The sequence below is a fragment of the Streptomyces durocortorensis genome, from assembly GCF_016901035.1.
Classification (GTDB): Bacteria; Actinomycetota; Actinomycetes; order Streptomycetales; family Streptomycetaceae; genus Streptomyces; species Streptomyces durocortorensis.
The window spans coordinates 1-2,842 of sequence record NZ_JAFEUF010000431.1 but is presented as its reverse complement, the minus strand read 5'-3'; the positions used below and the strand labels follow the sequence as shown (position 1 = coordinate 2,842).

Here is a 2,842-nt window from a genome sequence, read left to right as displayed (position 1 = left end):
CCACCCGCTCCGACCGAGCCGCCCACCCCGCCCTCAGTGCCTGCCGGTTCGCGGGGCTCGACCTGCGCAACAGGTTCGCCCTCGCCCCCATGACCCGGGTCTCCGCGACCGAGGACGGCCGGGCCACCCGGGAGATGGCCGCGTACTACGCGGCCTTCGCCGAGGGGGGGTTCGGGCTCCTGATCACCGAGGGGACCTACACCGACACCGCGTTCAGCCAGGGCTATCTGCACCAGCCGGGCATGACGGACGAGGCGCAGGCCGCCGCCTGGCGGCCCGTCGTCGGGGCTGCGCACGACGCAGGGGCGCGGATCGTCCTCCAGCTGATGCACGCCGGGGCGGTCGCGCAGGGCAACCGGTTCCGCGACCGGGCGGCCGGCCCCTCGGCGGTACGGCCGCTGGGGGAGCAGCTGACCAAGTACCGCGGCGGCGGCCGCTGGCCCGTACCGATGGAGATGACCCGCCGCCAGATCGCGGAGGCCGTCGACGGCTTCGCCGCGGCGGCGGTCCGCGCGCGGGACGCCGGCTTCGACGGCGTGGAGATCCATGCGGCCAACGGCTATCTGCTCGACCAGTTCCTGACCCCGTACACGAATCTGCGCACCGACGCGTACGGCGGGAGCGCCGAGGAGCGCACACGCCTCGTGCGGGAGGTGACGGCCGAGGTCAGAGGTGCGACCGGGCCCGGCTTCACGGTCGGTGTCCGGCTCTCCCAGGGGAAGATCAACGACCCCGCGTGGCGCTGGCCGGGAGGCGACGCCGAGGCAGGCGTCATCTTCGCGGCGGCGGCCTCGGCCGGCGCCGACTACCTGCATCTCGCGGGCAGCGGCCGGGACTGGACCGCGGACGGGCCGACCCTTCCCGGGCTCGCCCGTACGGTCACCGGGCTTCCCGTGATCGCCAACGGCGGGCTGCACCGGGAGGTGGTGGCCCGGCGCGTCCTGGACGAGGGGCACGCCGATGTCCTGGCGATCGGGACCGCCGCCCTGGCCAACCCCGGCCTGCCGGGCGTCGTGGCCTCGGGCGGTGCCCAGGCCCCGTTCGACCCGCAACTGCTGGAGCCGCTGGCCACCTTGGAGAACGCCCGCGCGCACGCACACGCTTGACAGTCTTTACTTGCACATGCAAGATTAGTACCCACGGAACGGATCGCCGACGGTGATCCGCGTGAGCACTCAATTGCATGTGCAGGCAAGTAATCGATGGAAGTCACTCGGGAGACGAACCGCTCATGCGTACTCAGGAAAGCGAACTGCTGGGCTTCGCCCACGAAGCGATCCGGCTCAGCCGCGAGCATGTCGCCCAGGGCGGCATCCCCTTCTCCGGGGTGGTCGTCGGCAACGGACGGATCCTGGGGACCGGCTTCAACCGGGTCCGCGAGGACAACGACCCGACCGCGCACGCCGAGGTCGTGGCCCTCCGGGAGGCCACCACCCGGCACGGGATCCGCGCCGTCGCCGGTGCCACCCTGATCGCCTCCGGCGAACCCTGCGCCCTGTGCTACCTCGCGGCGCGCTACGCCGGCATCGGCCACATCGTGCACGCCGCCGACCGCAGGACCGCCGCCCGGTACGGCTTCGACTACACGAGCACGTACTCCCTCTTCGCGGAGGATCCGGCCGACTGGCCGCTCAAGGTCACGGCGCTGCACCTCCCCGAAGCGGAGGAGCCGTTCCAGGACTTCCTCACGCAGAACCGGGCCGGCTGACCCCACCGGCGGCCGCTGCCGCTGACGGCCGCTGACGGCCGGGGCCCCACCGTGCCCCGCGCGCCTCGCGCGCCCCAGCTCCTCGTCACCTCTCCTCGTTCATTCACCGCTCGGAAGGACCTCCCATGCCCTGGCTCTACCTCGCCATCGCCGTCGCCTTCGAAATCCTGGTCGCCATCGCCGCCGGAAAGGCCGAGGGCTTCAAGAACCGCAAGTGGACCTCCATCACCCTGGCCAGCGGCGCCGCCGCGACGTTCTTCCTCAGCAGGGCGCTCCTGACCTTCGACGTCGGCGTCGGCTACGCCCTGTGGACGTCCGTCGCGGGCGTCGGCATCACCATCCTCGGCGCGCTGTTCTTCGGCCAGCGCCTGAACTGGAACAAGGCGATCGGCATCGTCCTCGTCATCGGTGGCGTCGTCGGCCTGCAGCTGAGCGGCTCCGCCTGATCCCGGAGCCGTCTCCCGGAGCGCGCCTTCCGGCCGCCCCGCCCTGCCCGCAACGCATGCGGCGCACCCCGCACCCCGCCTGACGACACCCTTGAGAGAGGACCCACCTCCCATGTCCAACGCAGCCAAGAGCTCCACCAACGCCTGGCTCTCGCTCCTGCTCGCCGGAGTCTTCGAGATCGGCTACGCGCTCGCCGTCGGCGGCAGCGAAGGCTTCACCGTCCTGACCTGGTCCCTGGTCGCCGTGGTGTTCTTCCTGCTGACGCTCTACGCACTGAGCCTCGCCCTGCGCACCATCGACGTCAGCATCGGTTACGCCGTCTGGGCGGGCATCGGCGCGGTCGGCGCGGCTGTCCTCGGCCCGCTCTTCTTCGACGAGACGCTCACCCTGGCCAAGGGCGCCTGGCTGGCCGTCATCATCGTCGGCGTCATCTGGCTGAAGCTCGCCGACCGGACGAAGCCCTCGGAGGCGGTTGCCCCGGCCCAGGAGCCTGAGCGCCTGGCGGACCGGCCCACCGCGGTCCAGGTCTGACGCTCCTCGACGGTACGCCCCCGGCGCCCTTGGCCAGGGTGAGCGTCTCGTCGAAGAAGAGCGGGCCGAGGACAGCCGCGCCGCCCGCGCCGATGCCCGCCCAGACGGCGTAACCGATGCTGACGTCGATGGTGCGCAGGGCGAGGCTCAGTGCGT

4 protein-coding genes and 1 pseudogene are annotated in these 2,842 nt (G+C 72.0%); 4 read left to right on the top strand and 1 reads right to left on the bottom strand.

The genetic code is table 11. The annotated features are described in order from the left end of the window. The 4 genes from JS521_RS35015 to JS521_RS35000 form a co-directional block, all read left to right on the top strand. Positions 1-1,106, top strand: a 1,106-nt coding sequence (locus tag JS521_RS35015) for an oxidoreductase (protein WP_239488261.1), incomplete at its 5' end; no start/stop codon positions are given. Positions 1,107-1,231: 125 nt separating this feature from the next. Continuing rightward, on the top strand, positions 1,232-1,708 hold the full coding sequence (locus JS521_RS35010) for a nucleoside deaminase (protein WP_205086893.1): 477 nt from the start codon (positions 1,232-1,234) through the stop codon (positions 1,706-1,708). Between the two features lie 125 nt (positions 1,709-1,833). Next, the gene (locus JS521_RS35005; protein WP_205086892.1) at positions 1,834-2,154 is read left to right on the top strand and encodes a DMT family transporter; all 321 of its coding nucleotides are present in this window, start codon (positions 1,834-1,836) and stop codon (positions 2,152-2,154) included. Positions 2,155-2,266: 112 nt separating this feature from the next. Continuing rightward, positions 2,267-2,686, top strand: a complete 420-nt coding sequence (locus JS521_RS35000) for a DMT family transporter (RefSeq protein WP_205086891.1) — start codon at positions 2,267-2,269, stop codon at positions 2,684-2,686. Positions 2,687-2,711: 25 nt separating this feature from the next. Here the strand turns inward: JS521_RS35000 and JS521_RS37610 are convergent. Next, positions 2,712-2,842: pseudogene (locus JS521_RS37610) on the bottom strand (SMR family transporter); the annotation flags it as partial.

Coding starts and splice junctions, on each gene's coding strand:
- JS521_RS35010 (WP_205086893.1), top strand. CDS start 1,232: ATGCGTACTCAGGAAAGCGAACTGCTGGGCTTCGCCCACGAAGCGATC.
- JS521_RS35005 (WP_205086892.1), top strand. CDS start 1,834: ATGCCCTGGCTCTACCTCGCCATCGCCGTCGCCTTCGAAATCCTGGTC.
- JS521_RS35000 (WP_205086891.1), top strand. CDS start 2,267: ATGTCCAACGCAGCCAAGAGCTCCACCAACGCCTGGCTCTCGCTCCTG.